Below are 20059 nucleotides of genomic sequence, written 5' to 3' on the forward strand. Positions count from 1 at the left end.
TTATTTTGAATAATTATGCATTTTTTACAATATTCATTCAATATCCTATTATTTTAGCAATTCCACCCGACTTTATCAAGTCTTTGAGTCCATTATTATAATACTTTATGATGTCATAGCCTATTATGTATATGATCCGGTCCCTTGAGACCGGATTTTTTGTTTATAAAGAGTAAGTATGTCAGATAGAAGCCTGCTATTCTTTTTCATCGGCAGATGCACGGTTGATCTGATCCGCCACTTTATCGAGGCGCTCCAGCTGGTACCCGTAATCATAGATGGCCGCAGCAACAACGGATAACCGCAACTGCCCTGATTTCTCAGCGTCATAACCTTCAATTGCCTGCTGCAGAAATCTGTCATTGTCCTCTCCAAGCGGCTCCGAGTCACTTGAACCCGGCTTCAGCTTGTCCTCGAATTTGAGCAGGATGTATTCATGGTATTTAATCAGCTGCTCCAGATGTCTGTCGAACAGCTCATCGGTCCGCTCCGTCCGTTCTGCCTGGAAATAGTGCCGGTCTACAGCCTCCAGCACCTCATACCCCTTCTGCAGCGAGGATAACAGATTTTTGTACATCACCATTTGCCGGGTCTGGCTGTATTTAGCCCTTCTCAGCTGCTTCTGCTCTTCTTCAAACAGTGCATACTTATCTGCCAGCGCTTTAATCGAGCCCTCCAGCGCATGTTTCTCATCGCGGAAGACACTCTCTTTCATCTCATGCGAAACTGCAGTCCGCAGCAGCAGCGACAGGCTGGTGAACACGCTCTCGATCTGCTGGATGTACTGCTTACGCGGTTTTGGCGGAAAGACCGTAATATTGATCAAGAATGCCGATACAATTCCTGTGAGCGTAAGCAGAAAACGGGTGAGTGCAAATTCCCATTGCCCCGAAGCTTCCATAACGGAAATTACTGTAACCAGTGTCAGTCCGATCGTATCGGCACGGTTCATTTTCATACTGATCATAATTACAAGGATACATACCAGCCCAACCGCGATGGGCTCATTGGACAACACCATTCCCCCCAGAAGCGCGATAACGGCCCCCATAGTGCTGGTCTGAATCTGGTCCAGGAAATAGCGCCATGAGCGGTAGATGGAGGGCTGCATGGCAAAGATTGCTGCTATCGCCGCACCTACTGGAGAAGTGAATTGCAATAGTGCAGATAGATAAAGTGCGAGTGTGACAGCCATTCCTGTCTTGAGTATGCGGGCGCCGAAGGCCAAAATCATCCCTCCTTACTATTTTAATATCATCATTTATGTATATCCTGCCGAACTTCAGTCAATTTCTAATAGGGTACAACCACTATTACCCATGGAGAAGGCTGGCGAATTTTAGTATGGCTTAAGCTGGCTTTCAGAATTCTTTCAGCTTCCAGGGAATACTGTGTACTGCAGTACCATAACGATCACAAGAGGTGAATCATGAGCAACAACATTAAAAGAATAACAGCTTTTGCTGCAGCCGTGATGCTCAGTCTGGCTCCAGCTGCTGCATTTGCAGACAACGCTGCCGGAAGCACACCTTCACCTGCACCAGACAGCATTCATGCGGGAAAAGAACATTCCTCCCATCCACATCATGTGCGGGGCTTTAAAGCCGGAGGTTACTTTATTCTGAATGAATCGGCCAAGCTGCTGGAGATCGACCGTTCAGAATTGATCCGCAGTTTGAAAAGCGGTAAAACCCTCTACACGCTGGCTAAGGAAAAAAAGGGCTGGACCGAGGAGCAATATATTCAAAAACTGAGCGAGGCCGCCAGCCTGAAGCTGGATGAGTCCATCAAAGACGGGCAGTTGACATCTGACGAAGTCCAGAAGCTAAAAGCCGGACTGCCTGCTTTGCTGAAGTTGAGCATTGCCAATGCGTCAAGTGTACATCAAGCCAAACCCTAATCGTTCAAGAAAAGAAAACCACCAAACATCAAGCGGATACAACGCAGGTCTACCTGCGGGTATCCGCTTGATTAATTGCTCCGGCAGATTTGCGCTGTCGTGAATTCCGGTAGGCTTCAAATATAGCGATGGACAACATCAGCCACGCACCGCTCGCACTATACCCGCCGATCACATCACTCGGGTAATGCACACCCAGATAAATCCTGCTCCACCCGATGCCGCCTGTCATCAAAACCGTAAATAAAATCAGCAAGAACCGTTCACGGTGCCGCCGCAAATGCCGCCAGAGCAAATAGGCGATTACACCATACAAGGAAAAGGCTGCCATGGAGTGACCGCTGGGAAAGCTATATCCTGCCTGCTCAATCAGCCGGTGAATATTGGGGCGTTCCCGGTGAAACCACAGTTTCATCATTGTATTCAGCAGCTGCGAACCTAATGCAACCCAGAGGAACAAAATCAGCTCCAACCGGTGCTTCAGCAGAAAGAATAGCAACGCCATCGTCAACAGTGAGATGCCGATCGCCAGACTGGAGGAACCCACCAGTGACAATCCCTTCGCCAGCGAAGTAAGTGCAGGAGATTCTGCAGATTGGACAATATGAATAATATAGGTATCAAAGGAAGCCGTCTTGTTCAGGAATACAAGCGTCGCAATCACACTGAATCCTAACAAAAACCATAAAAACCGGCGAAAACCTCTGGACCAGTAATGATAATAAAGCATAACTACCTCCTTGTCTAATTCCGCGCCGTCCACCACATTTCCAGGAAGAGTCTTTCCCGTGTTATAATTGGCCTGGAAGTCAATTCATAAAAAAGATGGAGTGCTGCCAAAGTGGAAAGTCTAAAACTACAGGAACGTTTGTTGAACCAATGTATTTCAACAAAGGTGCCCGTGACGATTTTTACAACCAACGGAGTTAAAATGCAGGGAATTGTGACCTCATACGACGCTTACACGATCACCTTGCACGGACAGGGTGACGGCAGGCAAAATGTGCTCTTTAAATCGGCAGTTTCCACGGTTGTGCCGCTTAAGCCCGTCTCACTTAAATAACAAGCCATTTTACATCACCCCTAACCACCATAACGTTACAGCCTTAATTCAAAAGGAACACCGGAGCAATTCCCCGGTGTTCCTTTTGTCGGATTTAACCCGAATGAAGTCCACTTAACCGCTCTGTCTTGTGATAACTTACGAGATGAAGAATACAGCAGGCTTAACACATACCGGCTTTGACACCTCTGCTGTATTGCCTGTGAAGCTAAGGCGCCCGCTGGCAGGATCGAGGGAAAATACCACAAGATTGTTCCCGTCACGATTGGCAACAATCAGATATGCTCCGTCAGGGGTCACTGTAAAGTGGCGCGGATGGCCGCCTCGTGTAGACACATGCTCTACCAAGGTAAGCACAGCCGATTCGGCATCCACAGCATAGACCACAATACTGTCATGCCCGCGGTTGGAGCCGTAAAGGTAGCGGCCGTCCGTGGACAAAGATATTTCAGCGCAAGTGTTCTCCCCCTCATAATCCGCTGGCAGTGTCGGCACAGTTACTACCGTATGCAAGGTTCCGGCACTGCTGTCATAGGTAAACGAAGTAATCGTGGAATCCACTTCATTGATAACATAAGCAGATTTGCCGTCCGGGTGGAAGGTAAAATGCCTTGGACCTGCTCCCTTGTGCAGCGGGGTTTCGTCATGAACCTCGAGCGTCTGCCGCTCCCGGTTGATCCGGTAGGAACGAATCAGATCGAGGCCCAGATCCGACACAAACAGGAAACGCCCGTCAGGACTGAATATGGACGAATGCGGATGCGGCCGGTCCTGGCGTTCCGGATGCGTTCCATGTCCGGTATGCTGAGCAGTATCCGTAAGTGCCAGCGGCAGCCCCTGCTTATCGAGTGCCACAAGGCCGATACTTCCGCCATGGTAACTGCATACAACGATATATTCGTTCTCCAGATCTCTGGAGATATGACAGGTTGTGGTTTGGGTTTTGCCTGCAGCAGGCATCGTTGGAATCCGCTTCCGTTCGGTCAGCTTGCCTGTCTGTGAATCAATGGCGAAGGAGACAACCTCGCCTTTCTTGCCGCCTTCATGATTCCCCTGTTCACCAATGGCATATAGCCGTTGTCCCGAAGCATCAACATTAACAAAGGTGGGATTCGTGATACCTTCCACCGTATCCAGCAGTTCCAGTGTACCCCCTGCCTCCCCGTTGAACTCAAACACCTGAACTCCGCTCTCTTCCGCACTTGCGTAGGAGCCAGTAAACAATAACAGTTTAGTATTCTCATTCATCTCGGTATTCCTCCTCCATGGTTTCATAACTATAGTATCATCTAAGCCGCCCGCAGTTTTAACGGCAGTCATCTTTATAATTTACAATTTTTCAGCGTCTATGACAAATGCAACGTAAAAAATGACAAAAAACATTTCAAAAATAAGCCTTCTCAAATCAGATTGGATATGATATAATGAAAGCGCTAACATCAATGTAAATTTTTATAAAGGGGGAACACGAATGAGCAGCCTGCTGGAAGCCAGAAACGTATATGAGGACTTCGAGGTGGAGACGGACATTCTGTTCTTTAAAGTCGGAGATCACGACTTGGTCATTTTTCACGGCAGAAACTACAACATTAAAAAGAGAATGACTGCCGAGCAACTGAATCGTTTATTATCCAATGCCAGCTATTATCATGTGTACGGAGGCTGCTACGTTAATCTGAACAAGATCAGCGCGATTGAGGACGACTGTATCTACTTCGGTGAAATGGGCCTGTACGCCAAAAATGTCCGTGTTCCCAGACGGAAGCAGGATAGTATTCGCCATCTGCTCAGAGGCCTCAGCTCCTAAGCGGATGTACTCAGAGATATACGAATACATTCTTATATCTTCTACATAAACCGGAAGCGCGTGGTGCAACCATGCAACTCCGGTTTTTCTTTTAAAATATAAGAATTTATATGCTTCACGCTATAAATTATCCTTCTATTTCTCGCTGAAACGGATACCGTCCTTTTGAGGACGGCGAAGCCGTTTCCACTTGTCTTAATGGAATCTTAAAAAGTAAATATACTTTTTTATACTTTCTTAAGGTTTGGAATCCTGATTTCTGGTAAAGTTGTAGAAAGACAGGCAACACCTATATTGAAGGGAGTCATTAATTATAATGGACAAAAGAGATTTGGGCGAAAACGAACACCAGAACAACAATGGAACAACGGAGGAAAGCAACACTTCCGTAAACAACAATGAAGGGTTAGTCCAAGAAGCAGCATCTACTCCAGCAACCGGTGATGTCAACGCTTCCGAAACACCAGTGTTTAAAACTGCCGAATCCGTTGAGACACCTGCTGTTAGAGAAGCTGAAAGAAATGTTCCGGTAATGAACAAAGTGGGCGCTGGAGCTCCTCCACCGTCGTCTTCCCCTAAAGCTGGAAAAGGCTGGATGATCGCTTCTATTGTACTCGCAGCTGCGCTTATCATTGTACTGATTAAACCGCCATTCCAGAAAGACGACAAGACGGCTGTTGCAACCGTTAATGGAACCGACATTACGAAAGCACAACTTTACGATAAACTGATTGAAGCCGGCGGTGAAGCTACACTGAAGAACCTGATCACAACTACCCTTGTGGATCAGGAAGCTAAGAAAGCCAACGTCACCGTTACCGACGAGGACCTCAATGCGGAGATTGAAGATCTTAAGACTCAGCTCGGCGGTGAAGAGGCCCTGAACGCTGCATTGGCACAGAGCAATATGACCCTCGATGATCTGAAGAAGCAAATGCCGATGCAAGTAAAAATCCGCAAGCTGATTGAACCGAAAGTAACCGTTACAGCAAAAGATATTTCCGCTTATTATGATGAGAACAAAGCTTCCTTTAACCAGGAAGAAGAAGTCCGGGCTTCCCATATTCTTGTAGCCACCAAAGCGGAAGCTGACTCCATCGTCAAGCAGCTCAAGGACGGAGCGGATTTTGCCAAGCTGGCTAAAGAGAAGTCTACGGATACTGCTTCCAAAGAGAACGGCGGCGATCTTAACTTCTTCAAACGCAGTGATATGGTTGCTGAATTCTCCGATGTGGCCTTTAAGCTTAAAGTCGGTGAAACCAGTGGTGCAGTAAAGAGTGATTTCGGCTACCACATTATCAAGGTAACCGACCGCAAGGAAGCAAAAGAGTATACGCTGGAAGAAAAGAAAGCAGAAATCGAAAAGACCCTTAAAGCACAAAAGGTATCCGAAATGTCAAACACTTGGCTTTCGGAGCTGAATAGCAAAGCAAAAATCACCAACACGCTCACTGATGCCAAAGAATCTGCACCTCCAGAAACAAGCGCAGAACCTTCAGCAACTGAAGCACCCCCTGCCAAATAAGGCAGTTCGCAATATTTAACAGGACAAGCTTTCCCACAGAAGAGGACCAGGCGGTTAACCGCCTGGTCCTCTTCTTGTCTAATGATTTTTCTTTCGGATCTGCTTATCGTGATTTTCGCCCCACTCTTTGGCTTGTGCTGTCGCAATCGAGATGGCTCGCCCTTCCTCATAACCTTCCTCCAGCAGGGCATTGGCTATCTCAATCGCCTTGTTACGTACAGGCGCCATAAAATTCTTAAGTGAATCCGGGTAATCATCCTTGTTCCACGGCATAATGAAAACCTCCTTGATTAGGCTATAGTACTTATTAGCCCGGACAAGGAGGTTCTAAACATCTCTATGGGATGCTTATTTAAGCACTTTTACACGGTCTTCAATCGGTTGGAATTCTTTCTCGCCCGGAGCGGTAGCAATTTTGCCGAACGGCATTTGGGCGATCAGCTTCCATTCTGCAGGAATGTCAAAGCTTGTTTTCACTTCATCGTCAATTAGCGGATTGTAATGCTGCAGTGACGCACCTAGGCCTGCTTCTGCAAATGCTGTCCATACTACAAACTGAAGAATCCCGGAAGACTGGTTGGACCAAACCGGGAAATTATCGGCGTACAGGGCAAAATTCTCCTGCAGGCTCTTCACCACTGTCTGATCTTCGAAGAACAATACGGAACCATAACCTGCTTTGAAGGAAGCCAGTTTTTGAGCGGTGCCTTCAAACTGTTCTGTTGGAACAATCTTGCGCAGGGTTTCAGCAGTGATATCCCATAGTTTATCATGCTTGTCACCCAGAAGAACAACGGCTCTGGAGCTTTGGGAATTAAATGAAGTTGGGCTATGTAATACTGCAGCCTCAACAATCTCTTTGATTTGAGCATCGGAAATCGGGGTTTCTTTGTTGAGTGCATATATGGAACGTCTTTCTTTCACTGCTTCCAGAAAATTTTTAGACATAAAATAACTACCTCCATTTATTTAGTAACTAACTTTTCTAAATCTTAACACTTTTATTCCTGGAATACAATACTATTTCACAACTATTTCCTGCTTCTTCTCTTTTCACCAACACTTATTGTCGCAGGAATCGCTATATTTATACCCTCTCCACTATTTTTCTATAATCAACTGTACAGGTTTCGAAACATCGCCTTACTTTCCGATATACAATTCCGCTAGAAATAAGCTACAATAATTCAGCAAAAGTGCAGAAGGAAGGTTTCAATCATGAAATTATTGTCTCTGAAGTACCCCTTTCACCTAAAAAACACTACGACTTGGGCCTTATCTATATTGCTGGCAGCGTCTTTAGGCCTCAGCGGATGCGAAGACACACAATTGCCACCATCTTCAACAGCGGCCCCGTCTTCTTCGGAACAAAATACCGAACCGGTATCCTTTTGGGTGGCAACCGATACCCACTACCTGGATAAAGCGCTGGAAGATGGCGGAACTGCTTTCCAGTCCTATGTCAGCGGCGGCGACGGCAAAATGCTGCCTTACAGCGATGAGCTTGCGGAAGCTCTGATCTATGATGTGCAGCAGAAGAAGCCGAAATTTCTTGTTCTCAGCGGCGATCTGACCAATAATGGCGAAGCAAGCAGCCATAAGGAGCTTGCAGATAAGCTGAAACGTATTGAGAATTCGGGTACCTCTGTGTATGTCATTCCCGGCAATCATGATCTGTTCAATCCTTGGGCGAGATCTTTTGAAGGGGACAAGCAGCTTGTTGCAGAGCATATCACTGATAAAGACTTTACCGGAATGTACGGAGAATTCGGATATAATGAAGCCGTATCCCGGGACAAGAACAGCCTGAGTTATTTCGTAAAGGCAGCGCCGGAACTATATCTGCTGATGATTGACAGCAGTCAATACAACAACAACGAGAAATACGGCTTTCCGCAAACCGACGGGCGTATTCTTCCAGGTACGTTCTCCTGGATGGATGACTGTGTAAAGCTGGCGGCCGAGCAGCATGCTTCGATCATTACGGTGATGCACCACAACCTGCTGAGTCATACCTCGATGTCCGTTTCCGGGTTCAAGCTGAACAACAGTCAGGAAGCATTGAAGATGCTGCGCCGGAGTGGACTGAATCTGGTACTGTCCGGGCATATTCATATGCAGGATATCCGCCGTGATCCACCCGTCAATGAAGAGAATAAGGCAGCATCTCAAGCATTGCCGGTTTATGATATCGCTACAAGTGCTATGGCAGTGAATCCCCATCAATATGGAGCTATGACCTTTGATCCAATCTCCCGTGCTGTAACCTATCATACGGCTGCTGTTGATGTGGAGGGCTGGGCCGCAGCATCTGGAATTAACGATCCCCATCTGCTAAACTTTAAGACATATGCAGAAGAAACTTTTGCCGGATCATCCTACAACAAGGCGATGAATAAGTTCAAAGAAACATCCTTTACCGAAGCAGAAAAGCAGTCGATGGCTGAGGTAATGGCCAAATTAAATGTGAAATACTTTGCAGGAACTGCAGCCAGTTCGATGGATGAGATTAAAGCCATGCCAGGCTACAAACTGTGGGAAGGCATGGAAGGCGGCTTCATGTCCGGCTATATCCGCAGCATGGCCGAGAATCAGGAACAGAGCCTTACATCACTTAATATTGTCCTCACCAAACAATAGGAACCTTGTGCAAAGAGAGGAGCACTTCCAGTGGCTGATATCAATGAATCCAAGCTAGACAGCGATCTCCCCGCCAAATTGTCCAAGCCGGCACAGCGTGCTCTTACCGCTGCCGGATACAGCCGCCTGGAGCAGTTCACTACACTCCGCGAAGCTGAGGTGCTAAAGCTGCATGGCATGGGACCCAAAGCGATGGATCAAATCCGTCAGGCACTTGCGGCCAAAGGCCTCTCGTTTGCCGAATAGTTTCAATACAAGTGGAAACGGCTTCGCCGTCCTCAAAAGGACGGTATCCGTTTCAGGGAGAAATAGAAGGATAATTTATAGCGTGAAGCCTATAAATTCTTATATTTGCAAAAAGGCCGGAACTCCTATGTACAGGAGTTCCGGCCTTCTCTTCTATTGCTTCACAATTGCTTAAGGACGGTGGATGTCAATATAACCGTACTCATCTACTTTAACAGTAGCATGCAAAGCTTCCGCCAACAGACGGAGTGGCACATAGGCATCGCCGTACTCGTCAACGAATACTGGTTCTGAAATCTTCACTGCCTTACCGTTGATCAAGACCTGTGCAGAGCCTACCTTGAACACGATAACGTCGCCATACACATCATCGGTAACATTAATCGCCTTGTTCACAGGATCCCATTTCACCACTGCATCCAGATCCTCTGCCAGGTAGCGCAGCGGAACATACGTTGTGCCGTTTTCTACAATCGGATAATAATAATCATCATCCGGGGCAATCACAATATCTTTGGCTGTAATGCCAAAATCATCCTTCAGCAGTTTGTATACTGCAGAATTCTGATCAAAGCTTCTCAGCGTCTGACCCGGTGTAAGCTGGGTTTCGGAGAGGTCCAATGCTCCCTCTTTGCTGATGGCATCGGCTGTCACGGCTCCATTTACATTCCAGGTCTGAGTTTCTGCTTTAACCGAAATGCTCTGAAGCGGCAGGTCTTCACTAGCTGGAAGTGCTACCTTCAGATCTACGTTTTGCTTGCGGATATGGAATCCGCTGTCCACTAACAGATCCACTTGCAGTTTTGTATCCTTGCCGAGAATGGTGTTCAGCTCAGGCGTTGACTTATACAGGTTCTTCACCTGATTGTCGTACACCAGGAGAAGAGCATCCACCGCCAGCTTAGCGGCATCATGTGCGACTGTTACGACACCTTCTTTGTCATTCAACGGGATATCACCCAGTCCGAAATCGCTCAAGCCTTCTTCCATTCCGGATGCCTTAAGAATCGGGTACAGATAATCATAGAGGCCGCTGATCAGCGCAGTAAATCCTTCCGTATCTTTGGAAACAGATTTCAGGAAGCTTTTCACTAATGCAGGCAGCTCGTCACCTGTAATTTCCGTATGTAGCTTCGTAAGGTTCAGTTGCTGACCATACACGGCTTCGTTTACGGAGGTTACGTTAATTGCACCAGGGTTCGGAAGATTCTTCACCACAAACGTCGTAAGGAGCTTGGAAATCTCCTGTGCTTTTGTTGGATCAAATCCTTCTACACCTAATTCTTCTTCATAACTTTCAAGCGGGAAGTAGAACGGCTGCTTTGCCCCTTCCGCTGTAAACACTATGGCTTCTTTATCCATAAACAGTGTGAATGGCACTGTCAATTTCTTATAGCCAACTGATCCGGCAGCAGATACATTGCCGTTGTCCTGCAGTTTTACATGAGCAATATTAACGGAAAAAGAATTGATAAGATCTACCATCTCCTGATCCTCGGCGCTGATTCCAGCGGCAGGTACAGCATTCAAGGAAAAGGTTGTGCTGGATTCAGAAGACTTAACATCCAGATCCCCTAGTAACGCCTTATTGACGTCGAGTCCGCCGACCGTCTGACAGCCCGCCAGAATCAGCAGCAGTGCGAGAATCGGGAGTAACCACTTGGTTCTTACTTTCATTTTCTTCATAGCATGTCTCCTCTTACGTTTATTTTTGTGATCTATCCATCAACTCAAAATGAGGAAGGATTTGCATAGGGTACGCCATCATTTGGTAACCAGCTATAAAGTTAACAAACTCCGCCATTCTATAGTTACCCAATTCTGGAAAATCAGAATCTTCACCAAGGCGAGCACCGCTAAATGTGCCGGATAAAAGGACCACCATACCCAGCGCGGAAGGCGTTTTTTCTCCAGAAACCCCCATACTCCCGGGGTCAGAGCAATGAACAGCGTAGGCAAAATGCTGACCATCTGGACCAGCCAGCCGCTGTAGAACAGGTAAAACCCGTTCAAAACAAAATGTGCCAGAACTAGCCAATAGGAACGCGCATAGCGGAAAATCAGCACCAGCAACAGACCGTAGGCATTATAATCGAGCGGAAGAACATCCATAAGAAAAACCGCTGCAATTACCACAGGAATGCCAAACCAAAGGCTAGGCAACTTATCCAGGATTACAAGCACAATAGCAGACAGAAGCAGAGTAAATACGACATTCCAGCCTCCGGGATCCAGCGCCAGATTATATGGCACCTGTGCAATCAACGCAATCCAGAGAAGCCGCCGCAGGTATCTGGCCCTTGATGATGTATGTATATGCCCCTGCACCAGTCCGTAGCAGTAAATTGGAAAAGCAATTCTCCCAACATACCGCCAGGCAAGCTCTCCCGGAAAAAAAATATAGCCGATATGGTCGATCAGCATAGTCAGCATCGCGATGATTTGCATGTCTATCCTCCTGGTTCATAATCTACATTATATATAGCTATTCATCAAGAAGTCTTTTCTATTGTAAGGTACGGATACAGATATGAACAGCCTCTTCTTTCCAACTATGCCAAAAAGAGCCCTCCCGCATCCGTTGCGGGAATGGCCCTGTGAACAGCACCTCCTTAACTACACCGTCTTCGACTTGTTGTAAATATCGAACCCTACGGCCAGAAGAAGCACAAGCCCTTTAATACCCTGCTGCCAATCAACACCCAGGCCGACTAGGGACATACCATTGTTCATGACGCCCATTACCAGCCCCCCGATGATCGCTCCCACTACTGTGCCGATTCCGCCGGAAGCAGAAGCTCCCCCAATGAAGCAGGCCGCGATGGCATCCAGCTCGAAGTTGGTTCCGGCTTTTGGAGTGGCCGAGTTCAGACGGGCGGCAAATACCAGACCGGACAAGGCTGCGAGTACGCCCATATTGACAAACACCCAGAAGGTAACGCGTTTGGTTTTGACACCGGAGAGACTGGCTGCTTTTTCGTTGCCGCCCAGCGCATAAATATGCCGACCCATCGTCATATGATTCATCACGAAGGAGTAGATCGCAATTAGCACAAGCAGGATGACGAGAATATTCGGAATCCCGTTGTATTGAGCAATCACGAAGGTAAAGAGGTTGATTACAATCACCAATGCTCCGGCTTTGGCGATGGACAACCAGACCGCCGACTGCTCAAAACCGTATTTCACAGAGATTTTGCGGGTTCTGAATTCCTGGTACACCACCAGAACGGAAAGAATGATGCCCACAATAAGGGTCAGCACATTCAGCGAACCGCCGCTCACGATATCGGGGACGAACCCGGAACTGATTTTTTGGAATGTCTTGGGGAACGGGGCAATGGACTGCCCATTCAGTACGATCATCGTCAAGCCGCGAAACAATAACATTCCTGCCAGAGTGACTATAAATGCGGGGATTTTGATATAGGCAACCCAGAAGCCCTGCCAGGCACCAACCAGCGCCCCCATCAGCAGTGAAAGAATGACAGCAAGCACCGGATTCAGCTGCATGTCGACCATCATAATCGCCGAAAGCGCCCCGATAAATGCTGCCACCGATCCGACGGACAGGTCGATATGTCCCGTAATGATGACAAGCACCATCCCGATGGCCAGAACCAGGATATAGCTGTTTTGCAGAATCAGATTCGTAACATTCAGCGGCTTGAGCAAAATGCCGTCGGTGAGGATTTGAAAGAAAATTGAAATAAAGATCAGTGCAATGATCATGCCGTATTGGCGGATATTCTTTTTGAAAATCCCACTAATGACTGCCATGCGGTGTTGCCCCCTTGCTTCGTGTCATGTACTTCATTAACAGCTCCTGCGACGCATCCTGCCGCTCCACTTCGCCGCTGATCCGGCCTTCGCACATCGTATAAATCCTATCGCACATACCGATAATTTCCGGCAGCTCGGAAGAAATAACCAGCACTCCCTTACCCTCCGCAGCAAGTCCGTTGATGATCGAGTAAATCTCATATTTCGCACCTACGTCAATGCCTCGTGTAGGTTCATCCAGGATAAGGATATCCGGCTGCGCGTAGATCCATTTGCTGAGCACCACTTTTTGCTGATTGCCGCCGCTGAGGTTGACTGTTTTTTGCAAAATGCTCGGTGTCTTGATGTTCAGCTTCCTGCGGTATTCCTCTGCAACCAGCACTTCCTCATTCTCATTAATGACCCCCCGGCGGGAAAGCTTCCGCAAATTGCTGAGCGAGATATTGCGCTTGATATCGTCGATTAGAATAAGCCCGTACTGCTTGCGGTCTTCGGTTACATAAGCCAGTCCGCTTTCTATCGCTTTATTGATGTCGTTCAAATGCACTTCCTGTCCATGCATGAAGATCTGGCCGCTGATTTTTTTGCCATAGGACTTTCCGAAGACACTCATCGCCAGCTCCGTACGCCCGGCTCCCATAAGTCCGGCAATGCCGACAACTTCCCCGCGGCGGATATGAAGATTGATCCCATGGAGCATTTTGCGTTCAGCCTGTGTAGGGTGATACGCTTCCCAGTTACGGATCTCAAAGATCGTTTCGCCCAAATCCGGTGTCCGCTCGGGATAGCGGTTCGTAAGATCGCGTCCGACCATGCCTTTGATAATGACATCCTCGGTCACTCCATCCAACTTCATATCCAGTGTCCGGATTGTTTGGCCGTCCCGCAAAATCGTTACAGAATCCGCTACCTTCTCGATTTCGTTCAACTTGTGTGAGATGATAATTGAGGAAATTCCCCTTTTTTTCAGTTCCAGGATCAAGTTGAGCAGGTTCTCGCTATCATCCTCATTCAGCGCCGCCGTCGGCTCGTCAAGAATGAGCAGCTTGACCTCCTTGGAGAGCGCTTTCGCGATCTCCACGAGCTGCTGCTTGCCGACACCTATCGTTGATACTCCGGTAAACGGTGATTCTTTTAAGCCGACAGTCTCCAACAGTTCTTTGGTCTTTACCGTCGTTTCGTTCCAGTTGATCACCCCATGCTTTGCCTGCTCATTGCCGAGGAAGATATTTTCCGAAATAGATAAGTACGGAATCAACGCCAGCTCTTGATGAATAATGACTATACCCAGATTTTCGCTGTCCTTGATATCTCTGAACCGGCAGACTTGGCCTTCGAATAAAATATCCCCTTCATATGTCCCATGCGGATAGACACCGCTCAGCACTTTCATCAGCGTTGATTTCCCTGCTCCATTTTCCCCGCAAAGCGCATGGATCTCGCCAGCCTTGACCTGCAGATTCACATTCGAGAGCGCTTTGACGCCGGGGAACGTCTTCGTAATGCTGTTCATCTCCAAGATATAGTCACTCATTGCTTTTTCACCCAGCTTTCAATAGTCACTGTTGCAGCCGATTATTTTCCCAGCTCTTCTTTGGTATAATAGCCGCCATCCACCAGCACTTTATCCACATTGCCTGCATCCACGGAGACCGGCTCCAACAGGTAGGAAGGGACGATTTTTACGCCGTTGTCATAGGTAGTTGTGTCGTTGACCTCTGCCTCTGTGCCTTTAAGTACGCTTTCCGTCATATCTACCGCTTTTTTGGCCAGCTCACGGGTATCTTTAAATACGGTCTGGGTCTGCTCTCCGGCTAAAATCGACTTCACGGAGGCCAGCTCGGCGTCCTGACCGGTGACAACCGGAAGCTTCTTGTCACCTGAGCCATACCCCACACCTTTTAGGGAAGACAGGATTCCAATGCTGATGCCATCATATGGGGACAGGACGGCATCAAGATTCTCGCTCGCATAATTGGCGCTGAGCAGATTATCCATCCGCGCTTGAGCGGCAGCACCGTCCCAGCGTAAGGTAGCGACCTGATCCATCGTAGTCTGTTTGCTGCGGACCACCAGCTTGCCGGAGTCGATGTAAGGCTTCAGAATGGACATCGCGCCATCAAAAAAGAAATAGGCGTTGTTGTCATCCGGTGAACCGCCGAACAATTCAATGTTGAACGGCCCTTTGCCGTCCTTCAGGCCAAGCTTTTCTTCGATATAGGAGCCTTGCAGCACACCGACCTTGAAGTTGTCGAAGGTGGCATAATAATCGACATATTCACTTTTTTTGATCAGGCGGTCGTAGGCGATCACTTTAACGTCTGCGTCATGCGCTTTCTGCAGTACATCAGTCAGGGCCTCACCGTCAATAGAAGCGATGACAATCGCCTTTACACCTTTGGTGATCATATTCTCGATCTGCGACACCTGGTTCTCCACGACATCCTCGGCGTATTGAAGATCCGTGCCGTATCCCAGCTTCTCGAACTCCTTCACCATGTTGTTGCCGTCATTCACCCAACGCTCTGACGACTTCGTCGGCATAGCAATTCCTACCTTGCCTTTGGAATCATCCGAGCTGCCGCCTGCATTTTTTGCGTTGCCGCAAGCGGACAAGATCAATACAACTACCAGTGTCAACATGATCAATGAGTATTTTTTCATTGCTGTATTCCCCCCTGGACTATTCTGTTGCCTTCGCGGGCGTTTCCCGTTTGACAAGTCGAGTATAACAAGGGGGATACGGTCCCGTATTTACACTCAAACTACTGTTTTTATAAAATCAAAACCTTTTTTGTCAGCGTTTACATAAAAACAAAAAAACCACATGAGGCCGGAGCCTGCATGTGGGAACGTCTTGCTGAACAACTATGGAATTCAAGTACCCGCCGGGCACCCTAACTTGCTGCTCCCTGCCACTTACGCGTCGTCACGGCCCGCTTCTCCGGGAAGCACGCCCTTGCGAAACTGCAGGGGGGACACTCCTGTCTGCTTTTTGAACGAGGTGCTGAAATAATGCTGGGTCTCGTATCCTGAACGCTCTGCTACCTCATGGATGCTCATTTCCGTGGAATGCAGCAGCTGTGCTGCTTTGCGCACTCGAATCTGTGTCAGATACGTTCCAAAGGATTCGCCGAGCTCCTGCTTGAACAGGCGGCTGAGATAGACTGGAGAGGCTTGAAGAGAGCCCGCCATCGCCTCCAGGGTCAAGCCGTATTCACTGTAATGCTCAAGGATATATTGCTTGGCCCGGCGAACCAGCGGCGATAAAGGCTGCTCCTTGGCAAGCTCCGCTCTGCATTTACGGTATGAGGAGGCCAGCTCCTCAATCTCACCTTCAACGGGCTGAATTCCCACTTCGACGGCGATTTTGAGATGACAGCGCACGGCAGCTTCGACTCCGGCCATTATACGCTCTCCCGCTTCATGCCAGAGAAGAATTACGATTAGTCCTGCCGCATCGCGAAAAATAACTTTCGGGTACGTCTCCAGCAGTTCGGCGGCAATATTCTCGATGGCGAAAAGAAACAGCTGGCGTTCCTTCTCCCCCATCCCCGAAGGGTGGGCTTCCCATCTCCAGCGGATGATGCCGATCAGTTCAGGACGCTCCAGCGGCAACTGCAGAAAATGCAGCTGCTCAAGGATTTCTTCCCGGGTCAGATTTCCGTCCAGCCATTCCTGGCAGAAGCGTTCACGCAGCAATGGAAAGTTTTTGCTAATCTGTTTGGAGGCCTGCCGCAAATGCTGGTTCCGCTCTCTCACCGCATTCAGTTCATCCCGGACACCCCGCAGCACCTGCATCAGCTGCTTTGGTTCGGCAGGCTTGAGAATATAATCATTTACCTGCAGCCTTATCGACTCCTGGGCAAAGACAAACTCGTCATGTCCGGTAATCACGATGATTTTGCAGCCGGGGAGCTGCTCCCTCAGCTGCTTCATCAGCTCAATCCCATGCATAATCGGCATATTCAAATCAACGAGTGCGATATCGACGGTATGGTGAAGCGCAAGCTCAAGCGCCTCCTCACCGTCCTCCGCCTCCGCAACTACCTGCAGGCCAAGCCCTTCCCAGTCCACACATTGCTTAATTCCCACACGAATGATAGCTTCATCATCGGCAATCATGACCTTCCAGTATTCCATATGCGCTTGCTCCCTCCATTCCATAATCAATCGCGGGGATATACTTCACGAACGACAGGATGCCGGATCGTTGCAGCGGTCCCCTCACCTTGCCTGCTGTCGATGCGGAGTCCGTATGGCTGCCCGTAGGTCAGCCTAATCCGTGCCTGGACATTGAGAATTCCGTAGCCGCTCCCTGTGCTGCCGGGAAGCGGCTGTTCCGCTTCCGCCGCGTCACTGCTGCTCCCGACGGCCTCAAGCCGGTCGTTCAGGATGGAGAGCTGCGCTTCCGGAATGCCTGCTCCGTCATCTGTAACTGTCAAGTACAAATCCCCCTCACGTTCCACCACTGAAATGGTGAGTTGACCCGGACCGCGCCGCTCCTTGATTCCGTGATAAATCGCGTTCTCCACCATCGGCTGAAGCAGCAGCTTAAGCACATAGAGCTCCCGGAGCCGCGGCTCCACCTCAATGCTATACGTCAGCTTGCTGCTGTAGCGGACCTGCTGGATCTTCAGATAACTGATGATATGCTCCAGCTCATCGGAGAGCGGGACAATGTCGCTGCCTTTGCTGAGTCCCAGGCGGAACAGCTTGGATAAAGACTGGACCACCTCGGCGATATCCTCCGCCCCCTTGCTGCGGGCCATCCAGTGGATCGTATCCAGCGTATTATATAAAAAATGCGGCTTGATATGCGCCTGCAGACTGCGCAGCTCCGCCTCCCGCTTCTGCCGGGCCTGCAGCTCCGTCAAGGAGAGCAGCCTGCTGATTTGGGCCAGCATGCTGTTGAAGCTGCGGCCAAGCAGCCCGATTTCATCCGAGCGGTTGCCCCAGTAGCGGATCGTCAAATCGCCGGATTGCGCCTTGCTCATGAAGGAAGCGAGCTGGCCGATCGGACGGGAAATCGAATACGCCAGATAAAAGGATGCCGTCATCCCCAGCATACAGACCACAAACACAAACGTTACGACATTAAACGTAATCTCCCGCACGCCATAAGCCGATTCCTCCATTGGAAAGACGCCCATCGTCGTCCAGCCTGTAAAGGCCGAAGTCCTGTAGATCAATTGCAGATGGCGGCCGTCGACAGTCTCCGAGGTGATGCCGGAGGTTTCACTGAACAGGCCGGCCGGAATCTTTTGCATAAAAGGATGCTGCGGAGCATAGATCATTTCCCCGCTGTCATCCACTACCGTCAAATAACCGGTTTTGCCCAGCGTCACATCGCGCGCCGTCTCGGCGATGACCCGCAGCTTCAAATCGACCAGAACCACGCCCTGCACCACCTGCGTCTCCGGTTCAACAATGGCTCTAACGGCGGATACTACTTCGCTTTCTTTATAATCAACATGGGACATAACTGCGCGACCATAGGGATGTCCGACAATTTTGAAGATCCCTTTATTATCAACAGCCTCCTTGTACCATGCTTCATTAGTCACACGGGTTTCGGGGCGGGCATACATTTCATTACTGATGAAATCGCCTTCACGGTTGACCAGCATAATTCCGGCAATTTCAGAGCTGAGCGTAGTAAAGCCCTGCAGAAACTTGCGGATATTGTACTCTGCCGATTCTCCGCTTGCGCCTGCTTCCTTCAACCGCGTTTCCGCCTTCTCGGTGCCATCCAGAAAAGCCTGCACCCCCGGATCAAAAGAAATCAGGTAGGTAATCTTCTGCAAATTCTCCACATCATTTTCCAGCGCCGTATTGACCTTGCCGATCAGCTGCATCGTATTCTCGTTGCTCTGCTCTTCGATAATCCGGTCCACCGTCCAGCCAATCAGCAATCCAAGCCCGATCGAAGGCAAAATGCTGATCAACAAAAAATGGATGATCAGCTTATACCGGATCGGCAGATTGTTAAACTTCAGCTTCTCCATCGTCAAGCCGCTCTTCCGCATAAGACAATCCCCCCTGGATCAGCCTGCTTCTATTTGGCATAATAGTTGTCCACATTGGCCCGGGTCACCACATCAATGCCGGTGTCTACCGTATCAGGCACAGGAATAGGCTTGTTATTGGCGTAGGCGGCAGGGTCCTCATCCAGATCACGGTGTAAATGAAACAGCTCCGTAAGCGACCAGTAGCCCATATTCCAGGTACCTTGCGCCATCGTGGCGGCGATTCTGCCTTCTTTAACAAGATCAAGTGTGCCTTTATCCGTATCGAAGCTGATGATCTTGAGCAATGATCCGGCTCCCTGCTTCGTTTCTACCGCCTCGGCTACACCTATTCCCCCATTGGACTCCGTAGCAAAAATACCTGTAAGCTCCGGGTATTCCGCTACCAGCTGTTGTGCCGCTTCCCTGGAAGCCACCTGATCACCGCGTCCATCCTTGATTGCTACCAGCTTCATCTCAGGGAATTCGCTGCGGATGGTGACACTGAAGCCGTCCGTACGCTCCTGATGATTATGCTGCTCCGGGGTCGTAATAATCGCAACCTCCCCTTTGCCGCCGGTGAGCTGGGCCATCTTCCGCGCTGCTTCAACTCCGGCATTGTAGTTGTTAGTGCCAAGGAAAGAGTACGCCTTGCTGTCCGGTGCTCCCGAGTCAAACAGCACGACAGGGATGCCGCTGTCCACGGCCTTATTGATCGTAGCTGTGAGCAGCTCGGAATTGACTGCCGAAATGGCAATTCCCGCCGGTTTTTTGGCTATCATTTGCTCCAATACTGTCATTTGCTCATTGGCATCATGCTGGGTCGAGCCATGGTATTCGACGGAGACGTTCAGCTCCTCCGCAGCATCTTCGAAGCCCTTCAGCACGCTTTTCCAATAATCAATTCCACTTTGAAAGGTAACCATCACATATTTATCTTCTATATTGCCGCGCAGACCGGCTGTCTCCCATGGATCCGCAGCGTCGGCCTGCAGCTTGTAATTCAGCACATAAACGAGAAAAATACCGATTAGCAGCACATAGACCATCCACAGCTTTTTCAAAATGTAACCCCTTTCATAAAGGA

General features: G+C 49.0%; 19 protein-coding genes. 6 read left to right on the forward strand and 13 right to left on the reverse strand.

Annotated features, from left to right (window positions below; translation table 11 throughout):
• Positions 1-196: 196 nt before the first annotated feature.
• The gene (locus ACQ76X_RS12135; RefSeq protein ID WP_438494071.1) at positions 197-1228 is read right to left on the reverse strand and encodes an FUSC family protein; all 1032 of its coding nucleotides are present in this window, start codon (positions 1226-1228) and stop codon (positions 197-199) included.
• A 201-nt stretch (positions 1229-1429) separates the two neighbouring features.
• On the opposite strand from ACQ76X_RS12135, the gene ACQ76X_RS12140 reads away from it, so the two are divergent.
• A complete protein-coding gene (locus ACQ76X_RS12140; protein WP_438494073.1) occupies positions 1430-1900 on the forward strand; it encodes a hypothetical protein in 471 nt (156 codons plus the stop codon).
• 49 nt (positions 1901-1949) lie between these two features.
• Here the strand turns inward: ACQ76X_RS12140 and ACQ76X_RS12145 are convergent, their stop codons facing one another.
• A complete protein-coding gene (locus tag ACQ76X_RS12145; protein WP_438494074.1) occupies positions 1950-2630 on the reverse strand; it encodes a phosphatase PAP2 family protein in 681 nt (226 codons plus the stop codon).
• A gap of 111 nt (positions 2631-2741) precedes the next feature.
• On the opposite strand from ACQ76X_RS12145, the gene hfq reads away from it, so the two are divergent.
• Positions 2742-2963, forward strand: a complete 222-nt coding sequence (hfq, locus tag ACQ76X_RS12150; RefSeq protein WP_038590687.1) for an RNA chaperone Hfq — start codon at positions 2742-2744, stop codon at positions 2961-2963.
• Between the two features lie 138 nt (positions 2964-3101).
• Here the strand turns inward: hfq and ACQ76X_RS12155 are convergent, their stop codons facing one another.
• Positions 3102-4211, reverse strand: coding sequence for a lactonase family protein (locus ACQ76X_RS12155; protein WP_438494076.1), 1110 nt, complete (start codon positions 4209-4211; stop codon positions 3102-3104).
• 223 nt (positions 4212-4434) lie between these two features.
• Between ACQ76X_RS12155 and ACQ76X_RS12160 the strand changes: the two genes are divergently transcribed.
• Both ACQ76X_RS12160 and ACQ76X_RS12165 read left to right on the forward strand, forming a co-directional pair.
• Entirely contained in the window at positions 4435-4770 is a 336-nt protein-coding gene (locus tag ACQ76X_RS12160) for a hypothetical protein (RefSeq protein ID WP_438494078.1), read from the forward strand.
• A 316-nt stretch (positions 4771-5086) separates the two neighbouring features.
• Positions 5087-6295, forward strand: coding sequence for a foldase protein PrsA (locus tag ACQ76X_RS12165; RefSeq protein WP_438494080.1), 1209 nt, complete (start codon positions 5087-5089; stop codon positions 6293-6295).
• A gap of 78 nt (positions 6296-6373) precedes the next feature.
• On the opposite strand, the gene ACQ76X_RS12170 is transcribed toward ACQ76X_RS12165, so the two are convergent.
• Both ACQ76X_RS12170 and ACQ76X_RS12175 read right to left on the reverse strand, forming a co-directional pair.
• A complete protein-coding gene (locus ACQ76X_RS12170) occupies positions 6374-6568 on the reverse strand; it encodes a hypothetical protein (RefSeq protein ID WP_038590676.1) in 195 nt (64 codons plus the stop codon).
• Positions 6569-6643: 75 nt separating this feature from the next.
• Positions 6644-7243 carry a nitroreductase family protein gene (locus ACQ76X_RS12175; protein WP_438494083.1) on the reverse strand — a complete coding sequence of 200 codons (600 nt, stop codon included), beginning with the start codon at positions 7241-7243 and terminating at the stop codon, positions 6644-6646.
• A gap of 270 nt (positions 7244-7513) precedes the next feature.
• On the opposite strand from ACQ76X_RS12175, the gene ACQ76X_RS12180 reads away from it, so the two are divergent.
• Positions 7514-8935 (forward strand): metallophosphoesterase, encoded by a 1422-nt coding sequence (locus ACQ76X_RS12180; protein WP_438494085.1) that lies wholly within the window; start codon positions 7514-7516, stop codon positions 8933-8935.
• Positions 8936-8965: 30 nt separating this feature from the next.
• A complete protein-coding gene (locus ACQ76X_RS12185) occupies positions 8966-9181 on the forward strand; it encodes a DNA-binding protein (RefSeq protein WP_438494087.1) in 216 nt (71 codons plus the stop codon).
• A gap of 171 nt (positions 9182-9352) precedes the next feature.
• On the opposite strand, the gene ACQ76X_RS12190 is transcribed toward ACQ76X_RS12185, so the two are convergent.
• From ACQ76X_RS12190 to ACQ76X_RS12225, 8 genes are all read right to left on the reverse strand, one after another.
• Entirely contained in the window at positions 9353-10867 is a 1515-nt protein-coding gene (locus tag ACQ76X_RS12190; protein ID WP_438494089.1) for a copper amine oxidase N-terminal domain-containing protein, read from the reverse strand.
• 93 nt (positions 10868-10960) lie between these two features.
• On the reverse strand, positions 10961-11629 hold the full coding sequence (locus ACQ76X_RS12195) for a TraX family protein (RefSeq protein WP_438494091.1): 669 nt from the start codon (positions 11627-11629) through the stop codon (positions 10961-10963).
• 168 nt (positions 11630-11797) lie between these two features.
• Positions 11798-12961, reverse strand: a complete 1164-nt coding sequence (mmsB, locus tag ACQ76X_RS12200) for a multiple monosaccharide ABC transporter permease (protein ID WP_438494093.1) — start codon at positions 12959-12961, stop codon at positions 11798-11800.
• Positions 12948-14498: a multiple monosaccharide ABC transporter ATP-binding protein gene (gene mmsA, locus ACQ76X_RS12205; RefSeq protein ID WP_438494095.1), complete on the reverse strand. Its 1551-nt coding sequence runs from the start codon at positions 14496-14498 to the stop codon at positions 12948-12950. Before mmsA ends, mmsB begins: the two co-directional genes overlap by 14 nt.
• Before the next feature lie 41 nt (positions 14499-14539).
• Positions 14540-15628: a multiple monosaccharide ABC transporter substrate-binding protein gene (chvE, locus tag ACQ76X_RS12210; RefSeq protein ID WP_438494096.1), complete on the reverse strand. Its 1089-nt coding sequence runs from the start codon at positions 15626-15628 to the stop codon at positions 14540-14542.
• 255 nt (positions 15629-15883) lie between these two features.
• On the reverse strand, positions 15884-17107 hold the full coding sequence (locus ACQ76X_RS12215) for a response regulator transcription factor (protein ID WP_438494098.1): 1224 nt from the start codon (positions 17105-17107) through the stop codon (positions 15884-15886).
• Between the two features lie 26 nt (positions 17108-17133).
• Entirely contained in the window at positions 17134-18993 is a 1860-nt protein-coding gene (locus tag ACQ76X_RS12220) for a cache domain-containing sensor histidine kinase (protein ID WP_438494100.1), read from the reverse strand.
• 29 nt (positions 18994-19022) lie between these two features.
• Positions 19023-20036 (reverse strand): substrate-binding domain-containing protein, encoded by a 1014-nt coding sequence (locus ACQ76X_RS12225; protein WP_438494101.1) that lies wholly within the window; start codon positions 20034-20036, stop codon positions 19023-19025.
• Positions 20037-20059: the final 23 nt, after the last annotated feature.

The organism is Paenibacillus sp. IHBB 3054, from assembly GCF_051594305.1.
GTDB lineage: Bacteria > Bacillota > Bacilli > Paenibacillales > Paenibacillaceae > Paenibacillus_AQ.